Source organism: Pigmentiphaga sp. YJ18, assembly GCF_038066655.1.
In the GTDB taxonomy this organism is placed as follows: domain Bacteria; phylum Pseudomonadota; class Gammaproteobacteria; order Burkholderiales; family Burkholderiaceae_B; genus Pigmentiphaga.
Map to the genome: position 1 here is coordinate 971,789 of NZ_JBBUKU010000001.1, position 15,527 is coordinate 987,315.

16 protein-coding genes are annotated in these 15,527 nt (G+C 68.6%); 10 read left to right on the top strand and 6 right to left on the bottom strand.

Annotation, left to right across the window (positions count from 1 at the left end; translation table 11 throughout):
• The first annotated feature begins 31 nt into the window (after window positions 1-31).
• On the top strand, window positions 32-1,006 hold the full coding sequence (locus tag WKR98_RS04780) for a Bug family tripartite tricarboxylate transporter substrate binding protein (protein WP_341432227.1): 975 nt from the start codon (window positions 32-34) through the stop codon (window positions 1,004-1,006).
• Window positions 1,007-1,016: 10 nt separating this feature from the next.
• On the opposite strand, the gene WKR98_RS04785 is transcribed toward WKR98_RS04780, so the two are convergent.
• Entirely contained in the window at window positions 1,017-1,985 is a 969-nt protein-coding gene (locus WKR98_RS04785; protein ID WP_341432228.1) for a hypothetical protein, read from the bottom strand.
• A 25-nt stretch (window positions 1,986-2,010) separates the two neighbouring features.
• The gene (locus WKR98_RS04790; protein ID WP_341432229.1) at window positions 2,011-3,003 is read right to left on the bottom strand and encodes a Bug family tripartite tricarboxylate transporter substrate binding protein; all 993 of its coding nucleotides are present in this window, start codon (window positions 3,001-3,003) and stop codon (window positions 2,011-2,013) included.
• A 290-nt stretch (window positions 3,004-3,293) separates the two neighbouring features.
• Between WKR98_RS04790 and WKR98_RS04795 the strand changes: the two genes are divergently transcribed.
• Together WKR98_RS04795 and WKR98_RS04800 are read left to right on the top strand one after the other, a co-directional pair.
• Entirely contained in the window at window positions 3,294-4,277 is a 984-nt protein-coding gene (locus WKR98_RS04795) for a tripartite tricarboxylate transporter substrate binding protein (RefSeq protein WP_341432230.1), read from the top strand.
• Window positions 4,278-4,308: 31 nt separating this feature from the next.
• Window positions 4,309-5,535, top strand: coding sequence for an FAD-dependent monooxygenase (locus WKR98_RS04800; protein ID WP_341432231.1), 1,227 nt, complete (start codon window positions 4,309-4,311; stop codon window positions 5,533-5,535).
• Between the two features lie 51 nt (window positions 5,536-5,586).
• On the opposite strand, the gene WKR98_RS04805 is transcribed toward WKR98_RS04800, so the two are convergent.
• Window positions 5,587-6,351: an IclR family transcriptional regulator domain-containing protein gene (locus tag WKR98_RS04805; RefSeq protein WP_341432232.1), complete on the bottom strand. Its 765-nt coding sequence runs from the start codon at window positions 6,349-6,351 to the stop codon at window positions 5,587-5,589.
• A gap of 127 nt (window positions 6,352-6,478) precedes the next feature.
• On the opposite strand from WKR98_RS04805, the gene WKR98_RS04810 reads away from it, so the two are divergent.
• From WKR98_RS04810 to WKR98_RS04835, 6 genes are read left to right on the top strand one after another with little or no spacing between them, the layout of a single operon-like run.
• Entirely contained in the window at window positions 6,479-6,955 is a 477-nt protein-coding gene (locus tag WKR98_RS04810; RefSeq protein ID WP_124692121.1) for a MaoC family dehydratase, read from the top strand.
• A gap of 8 nt (window positions 6,956-6,963) precedes the next feature.
• The gene (locus WKR98_RS04815; RefSeq protein WP_124692122.1) at window positions 6,964-7,413 is read left to right on the top strand and encodes a MaoC family dehydratase; all 450 of its coding nucleotides are present in this window, start codon (window positions 6,964-6,966) and stop codon (window positions 7,411-7,413) included.
• 35 nt (window positions 7,414-7,448) lie between these two features.
• Complete coding sequence (locus WKR98_RS04820) at window positions 7,449-8,426, top strand: tripartite tricarboxylate transporter substrate binding protein (protein WP_341432233.1); 978 nt, start codon at window positions 7,449-7,451, stop codon at window positions 8,424-8,426.
• A 7-nt stretch (window positions 8,427-8,433) separates the two neighbouring features.
• Window positions 8,434-9,693, top strand: a complete 1,260-nt coding sequence (locus WKR98_RS04825) for a CaiB/BaiF CoA transferase family protein (RefSeq protein WP_124692124.1) — start codon at window positions 8,434-8,436, stop codon at window positions 9,691-9,693.
• A 26-nt stretch (window positions 9,694-9,719) separates the two neighbouring features.
• Window positions 9,720-10,106: a Zn-ribbon domain-containing OB-fold protein gene (locus WKR98_RS04830; protein WP_124692125.1), complete on the top strand. Its 387-nt coding sequence runs from the start codon at window positions 9,720-9,722 to the stop codon at window positions 10,104-10,106.
• Window positions 10,103-11,257 carry an acetyl-CoA acetyltransferase gene (locus WKR98_RS04835; protein WP_124692126.1) on the top strand — a complete coding sequence of 385 codons (1,155 nt, stop codon included), beginning with the start codon at window positions 10,103-10,105 and terminating at the stop codon, window positions 11,255-11,257. Before WKR98_RS04830 ends, WKR98_RS04835 begins: the two co-directional genes overlap by 4 nt.
• Before the next feature lie 42 nt (window positions 11,258-11,299).
• On the opposite strand, the gene WKR98_RS04840 is transcribed toward WKR98_RS04835, so the two are convergent.
• The 3 genes from WKR98_RS04840 to WKR98_RS04850 are packed head-to-tail and all read right to left on the bottom strand — an operon-like array spanning window position 11,300 to window position 14,429.
• A complete protein-coding gene (locus tag WKR98_RS04840) occupies window positions 11,300-12,220 on the bottom strand; it encodes a hypothetical protein (protein ID WP_341432234.1) in 921 nt (306 codons plus the stop codon).
• On the bottom strand, window positions 12,217-13,458 hold the full coding sequence (locus WKR98_RS04845) for a hypothetical protein (RefSeq protein WP_341432235.1): 1,242 nt from the start codon (window positions 13,456-13,458) through the stop codon (window positions 12,217-12,219). Before WKR98_RS04845 ends, WKR98_RS04840 begins: the two co-directional genes overlap by 4 nt.
• Window positions 13,455-14,429, bottom strand: a complete 975-nt coding sequence (locus WKR98_RS04850) for a Bug family tripartite tricarboxylate transporter substrate binding protein (protein ID WP_238160239.1) — start codon at window positions 14,427-14,429, stop codon at window positions 13,455-13,457. The genes WKR98_RS04845 and WKR98_RS04850 overlap by 4 nt, the downstream gene beginning before the upstream one ends.
• 134 nt (window positions 14,430-14,563) lie before the next feature.
• Here WKR98_RS04850 and WKR98_RS04855 point away from each other — a divergent pair, with 134 nt between their 5' ends.
• Window positions 14,564-15,514, top strand: coding sequence for a LysR family transcriptional regulator (locus WKR98_RS04855; protein ID WP_161568025.1), 951 nt, complete (start codon window positions 14,564-14,566; stop codon window positions 15,512-15,514).
• Window positions 15,515-15,527 lie beyond the last annotated feature (13 nt).

Here is a 15,527-nt window from a genome sequence, read left to right on the forward strand (position 1 = left end):
GGCGTTTCCACTCTTGTTCAGGATGCTCCGTATGAAGACCCTTGCCGCACTCCTGCTGTCCTGTGCCGCCTGCCTGCCGATGGCGGCCGCCCATGGGGCCGACGCCGACTATCCGTCGCGGCCCATCACCATCGTCGTTCCCTTCCCGCCCGGCGGCAGCCCGGACATGCTGGCCCGCGTGATCGGCGACAAGCTGGGCCAGCGCCTGGGCCAGACCGTCGTGGTCGAGAACCGCCCCGGGGCCAGCGGCACCATCGGCGCCGCGCACGTGGCCCGCGCGGCGCCCGATGGCCATACGCTGATGATGACGCCCAATACCTTCGTGCTGTCGCCGCTGGTGCTGCCCAAGGGGGTCGTGAGCTTCGACGTGCAGGCCGACTTCGCGCCGGTGATCCTGCCGGCCAAGACGCTGATGGTGCTGGCGGCGCATCCGCGCCTGGGCGTGAAGAACCTGCCCGAGCTGGTCACCTATGCCAAGGCTCATCCCGGCCTGACCTACACCGGTTCGGCCAACGGCTCGCCGCAGCACGTGGCCGGCGAAATGCTCAAGCAGATGGCCGGCATCGACATGTCCTTCGTGTCGTACAAGGGACTGGCGCCGGCGCTGAACGACACGCTGGGCGGACACGTGGACCTGATCTTCGTGCCCTACGGCAACGTCGCGCAGCACGTGAAGGCCGGCGCGCTGACCGTGCTGGGCGGCCTGGACGAGGAACGCCTGGCGTCGGCGCCCGATATCGTGCCGCTGCGCGAGCAGGGCTATCCGCGCATGGTGGTCGGCGTATGGACGGGGCTGTTCGCGCCGCGCGGCACGCCGGCACCCATCGTCGACAAGCTCAACCGCGAGATCAATGCGATCCTGGCCCTGCCCGACGTGAAGCAGCGGCTGGAAGGCGCCAGCCAGATCCTGGTCGGCGGGCCGCCGGCGACGCTGGCCAAGGTGGTCAAGCGCGACCTGGACACCTACGCGCCCATCGTCCGCAGCGCCGGCATCACGGCGGACTGAGGCGCGGGCCTCAGGTTTGCAGCATCGAGGGCCAGAACATTTCTTCCGGCTCGTACTTGCGCGGCGTCAGGCCCTGCCTGTGGGCGTAGGCCAGCATCCGGTCCACTTCGTGGCGGGTCCTGGCAAAGCCCCACGGGTAGATGTCGGGCCCCGCCGCGCGGCGTTCCTCTTCCCATAGCGCGCGATACCACAGCGAGGTGGTGTGGATGCGCGCCCATTCCTCCTGCTTGCGGTAGCAGGCCTGCTTGGATGCCTCCCAGGCGTCGTACAGGCTTTGCGCGACCCACGGATGGGCCTCGAGGATGGCCGTGCGCACCAGCAGCGTGTGCATGATGGGAAAGCAGCGCGTGCGGGCGAAATAGGCGCGTTCCTCGGCGCCGTGGTCGGGGAACAGGAAATCGATGTCGGGATGGACGTTGGGCGCCCACACTTCGGTGGTGATGCCCGCGTCGATCGCGCCCGAGGCCAGGAGGTCGTACTGCGAGGACCCGGCCGGCGCGATCTCCATCTTCAGCCACGGCGGCGGCGTCCAGTCCGGCAGCCGCACCGGCTGCCAGGCCACCCAGGTGATGGACGACAGGTCGACGCCGTAGTCTTCCTCCAGGATGCCCTTGGCCCACAGCGCGGCGCTGGTGGCCCAGGTCTGCACGCCCACGCGGCGCCCGTTCAGGTCCGACGGCTTGGCGATGCCGCTGCGCCGGTTGATGTAGATGTACGAGTGCCGGAACATGCGCTTGACGAAGATCGGCAGCGCGGTGAAGCCCAGGGTGCGGCGCGGCAGGTCGGCGATGTAGGTGCCGGTGAAGAATTCCGCGACGTCGAACATGCCGCGCGCGCTTTGCGACTGGCGGCTGACGTCGTCGTCGTTGACGGTGATGTCGAGCTCGATGCCCCGCGCACGCACGGTGCCGTTGATCAGGGCCTGGGCGCGGTCGTAGGGACCGCAGGTCATGCTGAGTTTCAGGGGCGGCGCGGACAACGGGGACTCCTTGCTGCGAGGGCGATCAGTTTGCGCGGATCTTCAGTTCGGCGGTCAGGCGGCGATAGCGTTCGTCGTCCTCGCGCATCTGCCGGGTCAGCGCCTCGGGCGGCCCGCCTTCCGGCTCGTAGCCGAGCTGGTCCAGCCGGGCGCGCATGGCCGGATCCTTCAGCACGGCATTGATGTCCCGGTTGATCCGGGCGATGACGGGCGCCGGCGTGCCCAGCGGCGCCAGGATGCCGAACCAGGCGGTGGCCTGCACGTCGCGATAGCCCAGCTCGGCCATGGACGGCACGTCCGGCATCTGCGGCGAGCGCTGGGGCGAGGACGTGGCCAGGGCGCGCAGCAGGCCGTCGCGGAAGTACTGGGTGTTGCCCGAAGTGGGCATCCAGGCCATGTTGACCTGCCCGCCCAGCAGCGCCGTCACCATCTTGGCCACGCCGCCGTAGGGCACGCTGGTCAGCTCCAGCCCGGATTCCTTGTGGAACTGTTCGCCCATCACGTTCATCGGCGAACCGTTGTCGCCGCCGGAGTAAGGAAAGCCGGGTTCCTTCTTCGCCACGGCGATGAAGTCCTTCACCGTCTTGATGCCGTGGCTGTCGGCGAACTTGCCGTTGACGGCCATGACCATCATGGTCGAGACCGGCATCACCACCGGCGCCAGTTCCTTCGTGACGCTGACCGTGGCGGCGTTCTGCGCCAGCACGTAGGGGGCGATGACCAGCGTGTTGGGCATCAGGAACAGCGTGTAGCCGTCGGGGGCGGACCGCGCGGCCTGGCGCGCCGCGATCATGCCGGAGGCGCCGGGCCGGTTCTCGACGATGACGCTCTGGCCCAGCCGCGGCTGCAGGCGCTCGGCCAGGACGCGGGCGAAGGTGTCGACCCCCGCGCCCGGGCCCGACGAGACGATCAAGGTCAAGGGGCGGCTGGGCCAGGCCTCGCCCTGGGCGTGGGCCGCCCAGGGCAGCAGACAGGCCGCGGTGGCGGCGGCGAGGGCAAGACGGCGAAGGCAACGCATGAGAGGGCCCCTGAACGATGTGCGGACCGCTGGGGTCCATGTCATGAAAACGTGGAGCGACTATATCAATACGTAAATATCAAATCAATATAATTTGTAAGATATTGATTTTTAAGGAATTAATAATAAGTACAGTTATACGTACACTTAAATTGATTCGGACTCGGGCCCACCCGCCGGTGGACGACCGGGCGCCACCGCCATTTCTTGACACGGTTTCTTCCTTTGCCGCACTATGGTCGATAAGCGGTCATTAATAACCGCTAAGCGGATAATAAAGGAGACCATCGATGAAACGCTTTTTCCGCGGGACCTGGGCGCTCGCCCTGGCCCTGCTGCTGCCCGCCGCGCCCCAGCCCGCAGCGGCCGCCCAGCAGGACTATCCGAACCGGCCGATACGCCTGCTGGTCGGCTTCGGTCCGGGCGGCCCCACCGATCTGACCTTCCGCAAGCTGGCCGAACTGGCGGCGCGCCATCTCGGCCAGCCCATCATCGTCGAGAACAAGCCGGGCGTCGGCGCCACGCTGGCCGCCTCCACCATGGCCAGGCAGGACAAGCCCGACGGCTACACCATCGCCTCGGCCACGGCCGGCATGTTCCGCGTCCCGTACATGCAGAAAGTGGACTGGGACCCGATCCGCGACTTCACCTGGATCGCGGGGCTGGGCGGCTATACCTTCGTGCTGGCGGTGAAGGCGGATTCGCCGTATCGGACCGCGGCCGACCTGGTGCGGTACGCCAAGGCCAATCCGGGCAAGGTGTCGGTGGCGACCGCCGGCGCCGGTACCAGCATGCACCTGCTGACCGAGGCCTTCGCCGCCGCCGCCGGCGCCGAACTGACCCACGTCGGCTACAAGAGCAGCAGCGAGGCCGCCGTCAGCCTGCTGGGCGGCCAGACCGTGGCGGCGGTGGACGCCGTGGGCAGCCTGCTGCCGCACGTGCAATCGGGCGCGCTGCGGCTGCTGATGTCGTTCGATGCCGAGCCGACGCCGCTGCTGTCGGACCTGCCCACCGCCCGCAGCCTGGGCTACGACATCGCCAACTCCGCGCCCTATGGATTGATCGGGCCCAAGGGCATGCCGCCGGAAGTGGTACAGAAGCTGGCGGCCGCCTTCAAGGCGGCGGTGGACGATCCCGAGTACGCCAAGCTGCTGGAGAAGCTGGGGCAGACCTACTGGTTCAGCCCACCGGCCGACTACGGCAAGTTCGCCGCCAGCTACTACGTCTCGGAACGCAAGCTGGTCGAGCATGCCAAGCTGATGCGCCAGCCCTGATCACGCGGTGTCTGGAAAACAGGGAACCATCATGAAGATCGTGATCGCGGGCGCGGGCATAGGCGGGCTGACCGCCGCGCTCAGCCTGCATGCGGCGGGCATCGCCGACGTGACGGTGCTGGAGGCCGCGCGGCGGATCCAGCAATTGGGCGTGGGCATCAACCTGCCGCCCCACGCCGTGCGCGAACTGGACGAGCTGGGATTGGGCGAGCGGCTGGCGTCCTTCGGTATTCCCACGTCCGAGCTGGCCTACGTGGACAGCGGCGGCCGGCTGATCAACGCCGAGGCGCGGGGCCTGGAGGCCGGCTACCGGTGGCCGCAGTATTCGGTGCACCGGGGCAAGCTGCAGGAATTGCTGCTGGCCGCGGTGATCGAGCGCCTGGGGCCGGGGGCGGTCGTGACCGGACAGCGCGTGCAGGACGTGGCCGTCGGGGCCCCAGGCGTGCGGGTGACGGCGGTGGACGCCTCGGGTGGCACGGCTGTCCATGACGCCGACGTGCTGGTCGGCGCCGATGGCATCCGCTCGGCCGTGCGCGCCGCGCTGCATGGCGACGGCGCGCCGCTGGCCACCAACGGCTGGACCATGTTCCGCGGCGCGGCGCCGGGGCCGGCCTTCCGCGGCGGGCGTTCGATGGTGATCGTGGGCGACGAGCATCTGCGCTGCGTGGTCTATCCCATCGGCCCGGGCGTGCTGAACTGGCTGATGGTGCGGCCCACCGAGCCGGGGGCCGCAGGCGAGCTCGGCAACTGGAACCGCCCCGTCTCCCCCGATGCGGTGGCCGCCCATGTCGCCCACTGGAATTTCGATTGGCTGGACATCCCGGCGCTGGTGCGCCGGTCGGACGCGGCCTACGAGTATCCGATGGCGGACATCGATCCCCTGCCGCGCTGGACCGCCGGCCCGGCCACGCTGCTGGGCGACGCGGCCCACGCCATGTATCCCTTCGGTTCCAACGGCGCATCGCAGGCCATCATCGACGCGCGGGTCCTGGCCTATCACCTGGCCACGCACCCCGGCCCCGAGGCGGCGCTGTCGGCCTACGAGCAGGCGCGCCGCGAGGCCGTGGCCGCCGTGCAGCGGGCCAACCGCAGCATGGCGGGCGACGTGATGAAGCGGGTCAGCACGCTGGCGCGGGCCAGCGACCATGCCTCGGCGGCGGCCGAGCTGGAGCGGGTGGAGCAGTCGTACCGGCAATTGGCGGGCTTCGACGTCGCGACGCTGAACGAGCGGCCGTCGTGGAGCGTGGCGCGGACCTGAATCCGCATCCGGCGGAGGCGGGCGCCGGCCCGCGCCCGCCGGCATGGCGCCCTACATCGTGGCCGCGCGGATTTGCGAGGCGGCCTGCCGCAGTTCGGCCAGGTACAGCTTCAAGGCCTCTTCCTGCGTGACCTGTCCGGTCGGCAGGCTGACGTTGATCGCGGCGATGGTGTTGCCGTCCTGGTCGCGCACCGGCACGGCCAGGCCGCAGATGGCTTCGTCCAGTTCGCCGTCTATCCAGACGTAGCCCTGCTTGCGCGCCGCCAGGATGCGCTCGCGCAGCGTATCGGGATCGACCACGGTGGCGCCGGTCAGCCGTTTGAACGGGGTGGTCCGCAGATACTGCTCCAGCGCCTCGTCCGGCAGGCCTGCCAGCAGGATGCGTCCCATCGACACCGCATGCGCGGGCAGGCGGCTGCCCAGCGACGGGCTCATGGTCAGGATGCGCTTGGAGTGCTGGCGCTGGATGTAGACGATGTGTTCGCCGTCGAGCACCGACAGCGCGCACGACTGCTTGATGCGTCCGCACAGTTCTTCCAGGCTGAGCTGGGCCTGGCGCCAGTAGGGCAGGCTGTTCAGGTAGGACAGGCCCAGCCGCAGCACGCGCGGCGTCAGCCAGTAGCGCTTGCCGTCGGTCTGCACGAAGCCGAGTTCGATCAGGGTCAGCAGGAAGCGCCGCACCGCGGTGCGCGGCAGGTCCACCTCTTCGGCGATTTCCGCCAGGTTCTTCCGATACGAGCCGTAGCCCATGGCCTCGATCACGGCCAGGCCGCGGGCAAAGGTGCGGACGAACGATTCGCTTTCTGGGGTCGCCATGGGTCCTCCACGGCCTTGACAGCGCAGGCCGGAATCCAAATAATGGTCATAGAGCGGTTACTTGTATCCGCTAAGCGGTCATTCTAGCAGATCCAGGCCGCAGGTCAACACCTCTCAATGGACTTCCATGACAACCGAGACAAGCTTCGAAACCGACTTCTGGAAAGACGAGCAGTTGCGCAAGACCTGGGATGACATCGTTCCCGGCGAACCGCGCAAGACCCTGCCCTACACGCTCACGCTGGAGGCCATCCAGAAATACTGCCGCGTGGTCGGCGACATGCATCCGCTCTACTTCGACGAGGAGTATGCGCGCAAGAGCCCCTACAAGGGCCTGATCGCCCCGCCGGCCATCCACATCCTGCTGATGTTCGCGTGCACTCCCACCGACGACTGGATGCGCAGCCCCGGCACGGTCAACGCCGGCCAGTCGTGGAGCTACAACCTGCCGGCCCGGCCGGGCGACGTCATCCGCCTCGAGGCGCGCGCGCTGGACAAGGTCATCAAGAAGAACCGCCTGTTCGTGGTGCACGACAACGTGTTCTTCAACCAGCGCGACGAAGTCATCTGCTCCGGCCGCGGCTGGACCATCCGCCCGTTCTGAGGTCAATCATGAGCAACGCATTCGACACCCTGAAGCCCGGCCTGACGATCGAGGGCACGCCTTTCTCCCCCACCCGCGAAACCATCCGCGATTTCTGCGAGGCTTCGCTGGACTACAACCCGCTGCACTGGGACGACGAATACATGAAGGGCGATTTCGGCCGGACCAATTTCGGCGGAATCATCATGCACGGCATGAACAACTTCGGCGTCATCACGAAGATGCTGACCGACTGGCTCTATCCGCTGGGCGGCATGCAGCGCCGGCTCGAGACGCGCTGGAAGATCCCGGTCAAGCCGGGCGACACCATCACGCCCACCGCCACGGTCTCTGCCGTGCAGGCCACGAAGAAAAGCCGCTGGGCCACGCTGACGGTGCAGGTGGCGAACCAGCGCGGCGAAATCGTCGCGGCGGGCGAGGCCATGGTCGAGTTCCCGCACGAACTGGGCGCGGCCTGAGCACGCGCGCACGATAGACAAAGAAAGGAGACGACATGACGATGCGCATCCAGCGTGCCCTGGCCGTGCTGGCCGGCGCGGCGGGCCTGGCCCTGCCCGCCCTGGCCCACGCCCAGAACTTTCCCACCCAGCCGGTCAGGCTCGTCGTGCCGTTTCCCCCGGGCGGCACCACCGACATCCTGGCCCGCCAACTGGCGGCCGAGCTGCAGAAGAACTGGGGCCAGCCGGTCGTGGTGGAGAACCGCGCCGGCGCCAGCGGCACCATCTTCTCGGAACAACTGGCGGCCATGCAGCCCGACGGCTACACGCTGATGCTGACGGCCACGCACCACGTCATCAACCCCGGCCTGTACAAGAACCTGCGCTACAACACGCGCACCGACTTCACCCCCATCGCCCAGGTCGCGGCCGTGCCCAACGTGCTGGTGGTGAACCATGCCTTTCCGGCGCGCACGGTGCAGGAACTGATCGCCTACGCCAGGCAGCATCCCGGCAAGGTGGATTTCGGTTCGGCCGGCACCGGCGGCGCCAACCACCTGTCGGGCGAACTGTTCAAGTCCATGACCGGCATCCAGATGACGCACATCCCCTACAAGGGCGCGGCGCCGGCGCTGAACGACCTCCTGGGCGGCCAGATCCCGGTGATGTTCGACTCGGTGCCGGGCGTGATCCAGCACATCAAGTCGGGCCGCCTGCGGGCCCTGGGCGTGACTTCGCTCAAGCGTTCGCCCGCGCTGCCGGACGTGCCCACCCTCGACGAGGCGGGCGTGAAGGGCTTCGAGGCCACCGCGTGGTTCGGCCTGTACGGCCCGGGCCGCATGTCGCCCGAGCTGGCCAACCGGCTGTCGGCCGACGTGCGCAAAGCCTTGTCCAGCCCCACCGTGCGCAAGGAGTTCGCGGCGCAGGGCGCCGAGCCCGGCACCATGACCCAGCCCGAGTTCGCCGCGTTCGTCGACGCCGAACTCAGCAAGTGGTCCAAGGTCATCGCCGACGCCAACATCAAGATCGACTGATTCCGACATGTCTTCCGAAACCACACAGGCCGCCACGGGCGGCCAGACCGGCGCGCTGTCGCACCTCCGCGTCCTGGACCTGTCGCGCATCCTGGCCGGCCCCTGGTGCACGCAGAACCTGGCCGACATGGGCGCCGAGGTCATCAAGGTGGAGCGCCCCGGCACCGGCGACGACACCCGCGCCTGGGGGCCGCCGTGGGTGCGCGACGCCCACGGCGGGGACACCGGCGACTCCACCTACTACGCGGCCGCCAACCGCGGCAAGAAATCCATCACCGTGGACATCGCCCGGCCCGAGGGCCAGGCGCTGGTGCGCCGGCTGGCGGCGCGGTCCGACGTGGTGGTCGAGAACTACAAGATCGGCGACCTGAAACGCTACGGGCTGGACTACGACAGCCTGTCGCGCATCAACCCGCGCCTGGTGTATTGCTCCATCACCGGCTACGGGCAGGATGGCCCCAGCGCCCACAAGCCGGGCTACGACTTCGTGTTCCAGGCGCAGGGCGGCCTGATGAGCATCACCGGCGAGCATGACCAGTTGCCGGGCGGCGGCCCGCAGAAGGTCGGCGTCGCCATCGCCGACGTGATGACCGGCATGTACGCCACCATCGCCATCCTGTCCGCCCTGCAGCACCGCACCGTGTCGGATCGCGGCCAGTACATCGACATGGCGCTGCTGGACTGCATCGTGGCGCTGGGCGGCAACCAGGTCACCGGCTACTTCGCCAACGGCAAGGTGCCGCACCGCTACGGCAACGCGCACGCCAGCCTCGTGCCCTACCAGGTGTTCGCGGTGGCCGACGGCGAGATCGTGGTGGCCGTGGGCAACGACAAGCAGTGGCAGCAATACTGCGCCGCCATCGAACGGCCCGACCTGGCCGGCAGCGAACGCTGGAAGAAAGTCACGGGCCGCATCGTCGGCCGGCAGGAACTGGTGCCCGAGCTGGCCCGCACCATGCTGACCCGTGCGCGCGACGAATGGATCGCGCGGCTGGAAGCCCACGGCGTGCCCTGCGGGCCGATCAACGATTATGCCCAGGTGTTCGAGGACGCCCAGGTCCGGCATCGTGGGCTGCGCGTGGACATGCCCAAGGCCGACGGTGGCATCGTTTCGACCATCGCCAGCCCGCTGCGCCTGCGCGGTACGCCGCCGGCCTACGACCGGCCGCCGCCCGTGCTGGGCGATTCCACCGACGCCGTGCTGCGCGAACTGGCCGATTGCAGCGACCAGGAAATCGCGGCCTTGCGCCGCGACGGCATCGTCTGAAGCGGCAACCAACCCTCACGGAAACCATGGACCAAGAACGCCTTTCCCTGTCGCCGCTGGCGGCCTTCCGCGACCACCTCGCCCGCGGCGAGCTGGCCTATCAGTACGATCCGGCCTGCGGCCGCGCGGTGTTCCCGCCACGGGTCATCGGGCCCGGCACCGGCAATCCCGACCTGGCCTGGCGGGTCAGCGCGGGCCTGGGCACCGTGCATGCGGTCACCGTCATCAGCCCGCGCGACCAGACGCCCTACAACGTCGTGCTGGTCGACATGGACGAGGGCTTTCGCCTGATGAGCCGGGTCGAGGACGTCCCGGCCGACGACGTGCGCATCGGCCTGCGCGTGCGTGTCCAGGTACACACTCCGCCGGATGGCCAGCCGCCCTATCCTGTCTTCCTTCCGGAGGCCGCATGAACGCCCTGCAACGCGGCGCCTGCGCCATCGTCGGCGTGGCCGAATCGGACCTGGGGCAGGTGGCCGAAGGCCTGTCGCCGCTGGACTTGATGGGCCAGGCCACGCATCGCGCGCTGCGGGACTGCGGCCTGTCGCTGCGCGACGTGGACGGCGTGTTCGCCACCACCTCGCAAAGCCGCATGCCCACGCTGGCGCTGTGCGAATACCTGGGCATCGCGCCGCGCTACCACGACGGCACCAACATAGGCGGATGCAGCTTCATGTCCATGGTGGCGCACGCGCAGCTGGCGATCCAGGCCGGCCTGTGCGAGGTCGCGCTGATCGCCTACGGCAGCACCCAGCGCAGCGCCGGCCGCAGCAACGTGGCCGCGCCCGACGTCAATCCCTACGAAGCGCCCTATCGGCCCATCTACACCGCCAGTTCGTATGCGCTGGCGGCCTCGCGCCACATGCACCAGTACGGCACCACGCGCGAACAGCTCGCGCAGATCGCGGTGGCTGCACGGCAATGGGCCCTGCTCAACCCCGTCGCGTGGGAGAAGACTCCGCTGACCGTGGACGAGGTCCTGGGCGCGCGCATGCTCAGCCATCCCCTGACCGTGCGCGACTGCTGCCTGGTCACCGACGGCGGCGGCGCGCTCATCATGACCTCGGCGGAAAGGGCGGCCACGCTGCGCAAGCCGCCCGCCTACGTGCTGGGCACGGGCGAACACCTCAGCCACTACCACATCACCAGCATGCCCGACCTCACGGTCACAGGCGCCGCGCGATCGGGCGCGGCGGCCTATGCCATGGCCGGCCTCGCGCCGCGCGACATCGACGCGGTCCAGGTGTACGACGCCTTCACCATCACCACCCTGCTGTTCCTGGAAGACCTGGGCTTCTGCCCCAAGGGCGAGGGCGGCCGTTTCGTGGCGGACGGCGCCATCGCGCCGGGCGGCAGCCTGCCGGTCAACACCAATGGAGGAGGCCTGTCGTACTGCCATCCCGGCATGTACGGGGTGTTCGTGCTGATGGAGGCCGTGCGCCAGGTGCGGGGCGAAGCGGGCCGGCGCCAGGTCGCGAACTGCGAGACGGCCATCGCGCACGGCAACGGCGGAACCTTGTCCAGCCAGAGCACGGTGATATTGGGCAGCGCGGCGACGCTCTGAGCACCGGCGGCGAGGCGCCGCCGGCGAACGGAACCGCAGCGGCTAGCCGGGCAGGTCGATGCGGGCCATGCCGATGGCCTGTTCCCCGGCCGCGGCATACAGGAGATAGGCCCGGCCGTCCTCGACGAAGATCGCGGGATCGCGCAACTGCGCGACCGGCTCGAAAACCGGGCCCCGCTCGGACGCGCGCCAGGGCAGGTGGGCGCCTTCGTAGTCGCGTTCGGGCCGCATGACCGTAGTGATCGGACCGGGAGTCCAGGCTTGCCAATCGGGCCGCAGGTCGATGGCCGTGTGAAGAATGCTTTCCGGACAGTCTCCCGCGCGCGTGAAGAAGACGTGCAGGCGCGACCCCGACACGTGCACCGCGCAATGCCGGAAGGACGCGGGAAACAGGATCGGTCCTGGTTCGAATCCCGTGATGCCGTCGCGCGAGCGGTAGAACACGCCTGGCATGGCCAGCGCATAGGTCCGGTGCTCCCATTGGAACACCCGGAAATACGAGGTGCCGAGCACCTCGTCGCGTGCCTGGAACGACAGCCCGTCGCGCGAAAGCGCGAGCTTGGTGCGCTGCGTGCCTATCCAGCGCCCGGCTTCGCCGAAGCGGTGCTCGTGGCCGTCCGTCGGTCCGGTCGACGGGAACGCGACACCATGGAAATACATCCGGATCCGGCGCCGCGAGTGATCCACGTGGACGTCCGGCGACGCGACGTGGTCCGTGCAGGTGGAGTCCTGCACGTTCAACACGCCGGGCGCATGGATCTTCCACGGTCCGCGCAGGTCGTCGGCGTAGGCAAGGCGAATGAAGCTGCCTTGGTGATGGGCAAAGTAAAGGTAATAGCGGCCGAGCGGATCGGGGACCCAGTCGGGTACCCGGATCAACGAGGGACCGTCGATGTTATTGCCGAGGGATGGGTCCAGGGCGCGGGTAATGATGGGATTCTGGTCAAAACGCCGGAGCTTCATGGGCTTGCCTCGTTCAAGGCCTGCCGCGGCGACCGTACGGCGGCTTCCATGAGCGCCATGTGTGCGCGGACCACGGGCGCCAACAGGTCGGCATCCACGGTGTCCAGGGTGTCTTCCCGCGTATGGAAGGCGCGGGGCATGCCCAGCACGGCGAAGCCTTCGTAGCCTCGCGAGAGTATCGTGGCCAGTTCGCTGATGCCGCCCAGCACCGGCGCGGGGCATTCCAGTCCGCTCAGGCCCGCGAAGGCCTCGGACGCGGCGTCCCGGAACCGGTCGGACGTCATGAGGATGCGGTTCGAATCGGCCGAGCGCAGCATGCGTTGCAGGCCCCGGAATTCGACGTGGCCGCGCGTGGCGAGCGAGGCGCCCAGATGGACCCAGACGTCGGTGTCGCCGGGTGGCGGCGCGAACCGCATGGCCCGGTGCGCGCCGGCGAAATGGTATTCGTGCGCGCCGCTGTTCATGAAGAAGACGGAGTGCGCCGGAAACCGTCCTGCCACCCATTCGGCCAATGCGAGGAACGCGGCCGTGCCGGTGCCCCGTTCGCTGACGCAGCCGAACCATCCCGTGCGGGGTGTCGACAGCGCCACCCAGCGCGGGCCGCGGTCGAGTACGCCGTGCACATTGCAGGTAGGGCGCATGGCCCCGGGGCCGTGAAGCACCAGCGTCGCCGGCGTCGCGTCGCGGGCGGCAGCCAGGAACGGCTCCAGCTCGGCCGGAGCCAGTACGCCCACCGGCAGCGGCGCGGTGGGTTCTTCCAGGTTGCAGTTCAGGCCCATGATCCGGCCGGTCGGCCCGACGGGAACGATGACCAGCGCCACCGCGCCGGCCGCGGCGGCGGCTTGCGCGAGCGGCTGGACCGCTGGCGACTGCATGGAAGCATGCCGCCCATGGGGGAGCACGATGAGTGCGATGCGGCCCCTGGCGTCGCCGGCGTCATGGGGCGATCGGACGACCGCGAGCGGCGCGGTAAGGCCGGCAGGCGAAGTGGGGGTGACCGGCGGCTGGGCATGCAGCGTTGCGGTGAATCCGCCGGCCGTGAGCGTGCATTCGGCGGGGTCGAAGCAGGGGATGTCGAACGCTTGCCGCGCCACCGCGTAGCCCATGTCTGTCATCCGCGCGGCTATCCAATCGGCCGCGGCGAGATCTCCCGCCCCGCCCGATATCATGTCGCCGAAGCCGGCATACCGCTCGAGATCGGCCTTCAGCCGCCGGGTCAGGTCGTCCACGGCCATCATGGGTTGCCCGGTCCCAACGCGCGGACCACCTTGCCCCATTGGTCGTAGGAGGTCCTGACCATGGCGGCGAATTCTTCCGGGGATGACGAGGCGGCCTCGTAGGCGCTCTTGGCGAATTCCTGCTTGACCGTGGGCAGCGCCAATACCCTGACCAGCGCCGCGTTGAGCCGCTTCGTGGCGGCGGGTGGCATGCCGGCGGGACCGAAGAATCCCACCCAGCCATCGATATCCAGGCCCTTGGCGCCTTGCTCGGCCAGCGTGGGTACGTCCGGCAGCAGCCCCGACCGCTGCGGGGCCGCGACACCCAGCATGCGCACGCCGCCGCTATGGACGAACTGGACGGCGCCGCCGGCGGCGGCGAACATGATCTGTATCCGGCCCGTCAGCAAATCCTTCTGCACGTCCGCCGCGCCCTTGTAGGGGACATGGACCATGTCGAGTCCATACTGCCTGGCCATGAGCTGGCCGAACAGGTGCGAGGAAGTCCCGGCGCCGAACGATGCATAGTTGAGCTTGCCCGGATGGGCCCGCGCATAGGCGACCAGCTCCTTCAGGTTCTTCGCCGGCACGGACTCGTGGACGACGAGCACCAGCGGCCCCAGGGAACCCAGCGATATTGGCGTGAAGTCCTTGAACGGGTCGTAGGCCAGCTTCTCGTTGGTATGGGGGCTTTGCGTGAAGGGACCGGACGGCGAATACAGGATCGTGTGGCCGTCGGGCGCGGCACGCGCCACTTCGGACGGCGCCATCATCATGCTTGCGCCGGGCCGGTTCTCCACGACCACGGGGACACCCAATTCCTTCTGCAAGTGCAGCGCGACCACGCGTGCCTGGGTATCGGTGGGGCCGCCCGCGGCCAGCCCGACGACTATGCGGACGGGCTTGCCGGCCCGGGGAAATTCCGCGGCGTCGGCCGCGAACACCCGGCAGGCGAGCGAGACCGCCACGGCGGCAAGGGTAATGAGCTTCATTGACGCGTCTCCAGATGCGTTCTTCATGGGCGCGCAACGGGACGTCGTCCGTGGCGCATCCGGCAAGAATAGGGACGCCGGGGCAAAATAAATAGTGATGTATTCTCATGTACCCATAACATTATGGAATGCCCATGCAATCGTCCGAAATCCTGGACAGGCTCGTGGCACGCGTGCGCTTTCGCCACCTGTCGATGTTGCTGGAGCTGCGGCGCACGGGCACGATCGGCAAGGCGGCCGCCCGGCTGCACCTGACGCAGCCGGCCCTGAGCAAGGCACTGAAGGAAATCGAGGACGCCTTCGGCTTTCCGATCTTCCGGCGCGGCGCGCGCGGACTGGTGCCCACCCCGGCGGGGCAGGCGGTGCTGAACGGCGCCGCGGTCCTGCTTGCCGAACTGGGACACCTGAACGAGGTGACGCGCCTGTCGCGGCAGGAGCCGGCAATGGTCCTGCACCTGGGCGCGCCCTCGGCGGTCGGCGCGGGCATGCTGCCCGCCATTCTGGCGAGACTGCGGACCGACAACGAACGCGTCGTCGTGCGCCTGCGTGAAGATCCGGTCCCCCGGCTGTTCGAGCGACTGGTCGAAGGCGAACTCGACGCGCTGCTGACGTCCTACAACCAGGCCGTCTTTTCCGCCCACCGCTCCAGCCGTCTGGTGTACGAACACTACCTGGAGCACAAGTACGTCGTCATTGCGCCGACGGGGAGTCCGCTGGCCAGGAAGCGGGTCGTGACATGGAAGGAACTGCTCGACATGCCCTGGATCCTGCCGGATTCCTCATTCCTGGCGCGCCAGGCGCTCGAAGGCAATTTCCTGCGGGCCGGCGTGGCCGTGCCGGAGCCGGCGGTCACCTCCAACCATCCCGCGACCACCATACAACTGGTCGCCGCCGGAGTCGGTGTCTCAGCCGTTCCGGAAACGATGATGCATGCCGAAGAACGCATCCGCCGCGTTGCGCGGGTACGCGTCGAGAGCATGCCCCAGGCGGTGCCGACGGCGCTGGTCTATCGCGCCGGCAGCGCGGATCATCCGCAGCTGCTGCGGCTGCGGGACGCGATGGCGCAGGTGATGCGGGCCGGTTGACGCGCCGTCCACG

Excerpts from the sequence above, each read along its gene's own strand:
- WKR98_RS04790 (WP_341432229.1), bottom strand. The coding sequence starts at position 3,003 with ATGCGTTGCCTTCGCCGTCTTGCCCTCGCCGCCGCCACCGCGGCCTGT.
- WKR98_RS04835 (WP_124692126.1), top strand. The coding sequence starts at position 10,103 with ATGAACGCCCTGCAACGCGGCGCCTGCGCCATCGTCGGCGTGGCCGAA.
- WKR98_RS04830 (WP_124692125.1), top strand. The coding sequence starts at position 9,720 with ATGGACCAAGAACGCCTTTCCCTGTCGCCGCTGGCGGCCTTCCGCGAC.
- WKR98_RS04780 (WP_341432227.1), top strand. The coding sequence starts at position 32 with ATGAAGACCCTTGCCGCACTCCTGCTGTCCTGTGCCGCCTGCCTGCCG.
- WKR98_RS04840 (WP_341432234.1), bottom strand. The coding sequence starts at position 12,220 with ATGAAGCTCCGGCGTTTTGACCAGAATCCCATCATTACCCGCGCCCTG.
- WKR98_RS04825 (WP_124692124.1), top strand. The coding sequence starts at position 8,434 with ATGTCTTCCGAAACCACACAGGCCGCCACGGGCGGCCAGACCGGCGCG.
- WKR98_RS04795 (WP_341432230.1), top strand. The coding sequence starts at position 3,294 with ATGAAACGCTTTTTCCGCGGGACCTGGGCGCTCGCCCTGGCCCTGCTG.
- WKR98_RS04805 (WP_341432232.1), bottom strand. The coding sequence starts at position 6,351 with ATGGCGACCCCAGAAAGCGAATCGTTCGTCCGCACCTTTGCCCGCGGC.
- WKR98_RS04800 (WP_341432231.1), top strand. The coding sequence starts at position 4,309 with ATGAAGATCGTGATCGCGGGCGCGGGCATAGGCGGGCTGACCGCCGCG.
- WKR98_RS04850 (WP_238160239.1), bottom strand. The coding sequence starts at position 14,429 with ATGAAGCTCATTACCCTTGCCGCCGTGGCGGTCTCGCTCGCCTGCCGG.
- WKR98_RS04845 (WP_341432235.1), bottom strand. The coding sequence starts at position 13,458 with ATGATGGCCGTGGACGACCTGACCCGGCGGCTGAAGGCCGATCTCGAG.
- WKR98_RS04815 (WP_124692122.1), top strand. The coding sequence starts at position 6,964 with ATGAGCAACGCATTCGACACCCTGAAGCCCGGCCTGACGATCGAGGGC.
- WKR98_RS04855 (WP_161568025.1), top strand. The coding sequence starts at position 14,564 with ATGCAATCGTCCGAAATCCTGGACAGGCTCGTGGCACGCGTGCGCTTT.
- WKR98_RS04820 (WP_341432233.1), top strand. The coding sequence starts at position 7,449 with ATGACGATGCGCATCCAGCGTGCCCTGGCCGTGCTGGCCGGCGCGGCG.
- WKR98_RS04810 (WP_124692121.1), top strand. The coding sequence starts at position 6,479 with ATGACAACCGAGACAAGCTTCGAAACCGACTTCTGGAAAGACGAGCAG.